This window comes from bacterium (genome assembly GCA_027622355.1).
Lineage (GTDB): Bacteria > UBA8248 > UBA8248 > UBA8248 > UBA8248 > JAQBZT01.
The window spans coordinates 1-5587 of sequence record JAQBZT010000203.1 but is presented as its reverse complement, the minus strand read 5'-3'; the positions used below and the strand labels follow the sequence as shown (position 1 = coordinate 5587).

Here is a 5587-nt window from a genome sequence, read left to right as displayed (position 1 = left end):
ACCGACCGGCAGATCAAGGTCGCCGTCAAGCTCGGCCAGCGGGCCAACGGCGCCCCGATGGGCCCGCCGATGGGCTATTCCTACTACCAGAACATCAAGGATGCGGACATGAACGCCATCATCGCCTACCTGCGCTCACTCAAGCCGGTACGCAACGAGGTGAAGGTGCGCTACATCCCGCCGAAGAAAAAATAGGCGCGCGTTTTCCCGGAACGAAAAAGCCCCCGTCCGAAAGGGCGGGGGCTTTTTTGCGGCCGCCCTCAGAGCTCCGCCGCGCGGCGCTTCGTGCGGATGTCCGCCTCGCTCTGGGTGTCCTCGCCGTGCTGCATTTCTTCCAGGGACTCGTCCATGTTCCGCTTGTCGTCGAGGCCCGAGAAGAATATCGCGATGGGACGAGTAGTCGGGGCGGGCAAATGTGCTACGGGGCGGGCAGGCGGTAGGGTTTTCCCGCGGCGTAGAGGCCGGCGAAGGCCCGGTAAAGGGCCGCGTTTTTTGTGTTGCCGGCGCGCTCGGCCATGGCGGCCGCCTCGCGGGCGGCCTCGGCGGCCCCCTGAAACTGTCCTGTCTCGGCCAACGCCGCCGCGAAGATGCTGATGGACTGCGGGCTCACCCGCTTGCCGCGAAGGCTCCCCTCGATGAGGCGCAGCGCCGCCCGCCCGTCGCGGTGCCTCGCATCGGGAGCGGTGGCGAGGAGCCAGGCGAGAAGCTGCGCCGCCTGCCTCTCCGCGGCGCCGGGGCGGAGCGCCGCAATCGCCTCGCCGTACCTTTTCATCTCCGAGAGCGCGATCGCGAGGTTGTAGCGCGCGGCCGTGAGGCGGGGGGACAACTCGATGGCCCGCCGGAAGGCGGCCACGGCGCGATCCGACGCGCTCTTTTGCATGAAGGCCATCCCGAGGTTGCTGTGCGCGGGGGCGAAGCGGGGGTTGATGCGCAGCGCCTCCTGGAGCGTTTCAATGGCCGCGTCCACCCGGCCCGCCGCGAGGAGCGCCCGGCCCAGGCTGTTCCTCGCGTTGGCGTAGGTGCCATCCGCCGCCGCCGCGCGGCGCAGGGTCTCGATGGCCTCCGCCTTCTTGCCCATCTGCAGCAGGGCGTTGCCCAGGTTGTTGAGGGAGTAGGCGTGATCGGGCTTCACTTTAAGCGCGGCGCGGTAGCGCGCCACCGCCCCCGCGAGGTCGCCCCGCGCGGCGAGGATGCGCCCGAGATGGTTCTGCGCCATCCAGCTCGCGGGGTTCTTCGCCGCCGTGTCGCGCCAGAGGGTCTCGGCACTCTTGTAGATGCGCCCCTGCCGGTAGCTGAGCGCGCCGAGGGCGATCAGCAAAAGGGCGGCGAGGGCCGTCCCGGCCGGAAGGCCCCATTCCCGTTTTTTCCAGAGCACAGCTGCCGCCCCCGCGAAGAGCGCGATGGGCCCGAGGCTCGCCAGATACTGAAAGTGATCCGCCACATACGAAAAGCGCATCGGGTAGACGTTCAGGAAGCCCAGCACCGGCCCCAGCGTGAAGAGGAAAAAGAGCGCCGCCGCCGCGGGGCCTCGACCCAACCGCTCGCGGTACCTCCACAACAGGAAAGCGGCGAGCGCCATCCCCGTGAGGCCGAGCCACTGGAGGGGCTGCGCCGGGTCAATCGCCCACCGGGGGTAGGAGAAGATCAGGGAGGAGGGAAAAAAAAAGTTTCCCCAAATAAAACCACGGGACGATCCCCGCGAGGGTGAGTCTGGCGATGGGCCCCTGGACGAACTCCTCCCCGAAGGCGCCCACCTGGAAGACCTCGAGCCATGCCGTGAACAGGCCCGCCGCCGCCCCGAGGAGGAAGAAGGGCAGCACCCGCAGGATGGTCTCTTTCTCGATCGATCTTCCCCGCATCCACAGGACAATGAGGATTGCCACCGGCAAGCTCGCCGTCACCGTCTTGCTGAGGAGGGCGAAGAGGAAGAAGAGGAGCGAGAGGGCCCAGTCTTTGTTTTCGCTTTCTTCATCGAAGATCAGGTACTGCCGGAGCGCGAGGAGATAGAACAGCCCCGAGAGGACGTTCTTGCGCTCGGTCACCCAGGCGACCGACTCCACATGGACGGGGTGGACCGCGAAGATCGCCGCCGCGAGCCACGCCCCCGGCACCCCGAGCCGGAGAAGAATCCGCCAGACGAGCAGCGCGCTCCCCGCGTGAAGGAGCACGTTCACCAGATGGTAGCCGAAGGGGGCGAGTCCCCAGAGGGCGTGCTCCGCCCAGAAGGCGGAGAAGACCAGCGGGTAGTACTGCACCGTCTCGAAGGGAATCCAGATGCGGCCCAGCCCCGCGAGGCCGCCCTGCACCAGCGGGTTTGCGGTCAGGTACTCCGGGTCGTCCCAGATGTAGCCCGCCCCGAGCGCCGAGAGGTAGGCGAGGATCGTCCCCGCGATGAGGAGCAGCCCCAGCGCCCGGCTGTCCAGCCCCCGGTCGTTCAACCAGAAGGCGGGGCCCCCGGCGGGAGCTGCCGCCGCTTGTGCTGCGGGCGGTGCGTTCTTTTTTCTCCGGCGGGCCATGCGGAAACTCCGGGCAGCGGGCGGTGCGGAAAGATGGTAGCGCACCTCGCGGGTCCGTGGAAAACGCCGCCTTTGTGATAGATTAAGAAGGGGAAGGACAAAAGGAGGCGCCATGCCCGCCATCAGGTCACTCTTGCGGAGGCTCGCCGCCCTCTGTCTCCTCGCGGCTCTGATCCTCGCCCCGGCCGCGGCCCCCGCGCAGGAGAGCCTCAAGGGCGAGCTCCTCGTCGCCGCCCCGCGCATCCAGGACCCGCGTTTCCGCGAGACCGTCATCTACATGGTCCGCCACGACGCCGGGGGCGCCTTCGGCCTCATCGTCAACCGCCCGCTCGGCAAGGTGAAGCTCGCCTATCTCTACGAGAAGCTCGGCATCCTCCCCCCGAAGGCGCGCCGCGACATCACCATGCACTACGGCGGCCCCGTCAACCCCGACCGCGGCTTCGTCCTCCACGACAGCGAAAAGCACTTCCCCGGCGACGTTTCCGCGGGAGAGGGCGTCGGCGTGAGCCCCTTCGAGCCGGTCCTGCGCGCCATGGCCGGGGGCAAGGCCCCCAAGCGGTTTCTCTTCATCATCGGTTACGCGGGCTGGGGCCCCGGCCAGCTCGAGGGCGAGATGCGCCGCGGCGACTGGATCACCGCCGCCCCGGACGACGCCCTCCTCTTCGGCAAAAAACACGATGGGAAATGGAAGAGAGCGATCGGGAGGCGGTATCGGACGTTGTGAGGGGGGTTATTAATTTCTAGACGTGGAGTTCTGAAGTGTCTGATCCAATAATTGTTTATTTAGACACAAGTGATTATTCGCGTTTGGCCGATGTCGGCCAAAAAGCGCAAGCTAAAAAATTTGAACCTATATTAGATGCTCTTAAACAATTTTCTGAAGATGGCACAGCCATATTTCCATTTTCGTATTTCCATTTATGTGAAATTTTAAAATATGATGAAGGGCATCGAGATCTTGCCATAAGAAAAGCGAAGTTGATGGATGAATTAAGCAAAGGTTCAGCATTTCGGCATTGTAAAATGATTTTTCAGGATGAAATCAATTTTTTTCATGAGAAAAAAAAGAAAAGGTCAGCAAGAAATAAAGTTTTAGCGATTTCTGAGGAAGGAGATTGGTTTCCTCAAATAGATTCAGTGCTGAAAATTAAAGAAAAACTAGCAACAGCACTCCTTGAAGAGATAACAAAAAAAGACGTTTCTCTTGAGGTAAAAAAATACGCAAAAAGAGCGGTCTTTACGAAAGGAAAAATTAATGCGAAGGGATTAGAGATATTGGCTTCGGTAAGCGATGAGGTTTGTGTCGCATTGCAGCAAGAACTCCCTGTCGGAAATTCGATATATACCGAAAATAAATTTAAAGAAATGTTAACTGGGAAAATAAGTGAAAGAGAATTTTGTCTAGAACTTATGAGAGGAGTTTTTCGTCCAGAAAATTTTGTAACAGAATATTTTGAGGAAAATGATTTTGCGAATAAATTGTTTTCCTGGTTTTTGGAATTTGAGAGAGACGCCATGAATATGTTGCGAAATTCAAGGGAATTCCTTGTTGAGATGATAAGTCAAGCCAAGAAGCAAGGGAATGATATTGATTTCAATCAAATTCTGAGACGACATTCATCTGATAGTACGGATCATCAACTGGCAAGAGAAGATAAGATACCTGTCGAGCTTATAAATGAGATGGCAAATGGCGCACCTCATCCTATCCTTCGGTCGATTGCAATCCAATTAATGGTTCATAGAGAATTTTTTAAGGACAACATGTCTGTGTCTGATAATATGCGGAAAATCCGAGATAGTGATGCTGGCGATATATTACACTCTTTTTATATCCCATATGTAGATATATTTCGGACTGACGGATATTTTGCAAATTTAACTGGGGGAATTGCGCAAAAATTTGAATGTCAGGTTTTAAATAATCTTGAAAAGTTGCCTGGAGTTATAGAACATTCTTTGGAGAATTTGAGCAAATCGTAACTAAACCTCAACACACCAAAAACCCCCGCCTTTTGAGACGGGGGTTTGTTTTATTTAACCTTTAACCGCAGGGCTTTTTACCCCTCCTTCACGTACACCTCCGCCCCTTTTTCCTTGAACTCGGCGGATTTCGCCTTGAGGCCGGCCTCGATGGCGGCCTGATCCTCGAGCCCCTGGGCGGCGGCGTACTCGCGGACTTCCTGCGTGATCTTCATCGAGCAGAACTTGGGGCCGCACATCGAGCAGAAGTGCGCCACCTTCGCCCCATCCGCCGGGAGCGTCTCGTCGTGGTAGGCGAGCGCGGTGACGGGATCGAGGGCGAGGTTGAACTGGTCCTCCCACCGGAAATCGAAGCGCGCCTTGGAGATGGCATCGTCCCAGGCCTGCGCGCCGGGGTGTCCCTTGGCGAGGTCGGCGGCGTGGGCGGCGATCTTGTAGGTGATGACGCCCGCCTTCACGTCCTCCTTGTTGGGAAGCCCCAGATGCTCCTTCGGCGTGACGTAGCAGAGCATCGCCGTGCCGAGCCAGCCGATCATGGCGGCGCCGATGGCGCTCGTGATGTGATCGTAGCCGGGGGCGATGTCGGTCGTGAGGGGCCCGAGGGTGTAGAAGGGCGCCTCGTCGCAGATCGCGAGCTGCTTGTCCATGTTCTCCTTGATGAGGTGCATGGGCACATGGCCGGGGCCCTCGATCATCACCTGGCAGTCGTGCGCCCACGCCTTTTTCGTCAGCTCGCCCAGCGTTTCGAGCTCGGCGAACTGGGCCTCATCGTTCGCGTCCGCGATCGCGCCGGGGCGCAGGCCATCCCCGAGGGAGAAGGAAACGTCGTAGGCCTTCATGATCTCGCAGATATCATCGAAGTGCGTGTAGAGGAAGCTCTCCTCATGATGGGCGAGGCACCATTTCGCCATGATGGAGCCGCCGCGTGAGACGATGCCGGTCATCCGCTTGGCGGTGAGGGGCACGTAGCGGAGCAGCACCCCGGCGTGGATGGTGAAGTAGTCCACCCCCTGCTCGGCCTGCTCGATCAGGGTGTCGCGGTAGATCTCCCAGGTGAGCTCCTCGGCCTTGCCATCGACTTTTTCCAG

7 protein-coding genes are annotated in these 5587 nt (G+C 59.8%); 3 read left to right on the top strand and 4 right to left on the bottom strand.

Annotated elements, in window-relative coordinates:
* Positions 1 to 195 (top strand): diheme cytochrome c-553 (locus O2807_11350; GenBank protein ID MDA1001094.1); only part of this gene is annotated, 195 nt, incomplete at its 5' end.
* Positions 196 to 260: 65 nt separating this feature from the next.
* Here O2807_11350 and O2807_11345 read toward each other — a convergent pair.
* From O2807_11345 to O2807_11335, 3 genes are all read right to left on the bottom strand, one after another.
* A complete protein-coding gene (locus O2807_11345; GenBank protein ID MDA1001093.1) occupies positions 261 to 413 on the bottom strand; it encodes a hypothetical protein in 153 nt (50 codons plus the stop codon).
* Positions 414 to 418: 5 nt separating this feature from the next.
* Positions 419 to 1537: a tetratricopeptide repeat protein gene (locus O2807_11340; GenBank protein MDA1001092.1), complete on the bottom strand. Its 1119-nt coding sequence runs from the start codon at positions 1535 to 1537 to the stop codon at positions 419 to 421.
* Between the two features lie 79 nt (positions 1538 to 1616).
* The gene (locus O2807_11335; protein ID MDA1001091.1) at positions 1617 to 2516 is read right to left on the bottom strand and encodes a glycosyltransferase family 39 protein; all 900 of its coding nucleotides are present in this window, start codon (positions 2514 to 2516) and stop codon (positions 1617 to 1619) included.
* A 112-nt stretch (positions 2517 to 2628) separates the two neighbouring features.
* On the opposite strand from O2807_11335, the gene O2807_11330 reads away from it, so the two are divergent.
* On the top strand, positions 2629 to 3240 hold the full coding sequence (locus O2807_11330) for a YqgE/AlgH family protein (GenBank protein ID MDA1001090.1): 612 nt from the start codon (positions 2629 to 2631) through the stop codon (positions 3238 to 3240).
* A 35-nt stretch (positions 3241 to 3275) separates the two neighbouring features.
* A complete protein-coding gene (locus O2807_11325) occupies positions 3276 to 4499 on the top strand; it encodes a hypothetical protein (GenBank protein ID MDA1001089.1) in 1224 nt (407 codons plus the stop codon).
* A 77-nt stretch (positions 4500 to 4576) separates the two neighbouring features.
* On the opposite strand, the gene thiC is transcribed toward O2807_11325, so the two are convergent.
* Positions 4577 to 5587: phosphomethylpyrimidine synthase ThiC (gene thiC, locus O2807_11320; protein MDA1001088.1), on the bottom strand; the 1011-nt coding region annotated here is incomplete at its 5' end.

Bases quoted from the DNA above. Each gene is read 5' to 3' on its own strand.
- O2807_11335 (MDA1001091.1), bottom strand. From the start codon at position 2,516: ATGGCCCGCCGGAGAAAAAAGAACGCACCGCCCGCAGCACAAGCGGCG.
- O2807_11330 (MDA1001090.1), top strand. From the start codon at position 2,629: ATGCCCGCCATCAGGTCACTCTTGCGGAGGCTCGCCGCCCTCTGTCTC.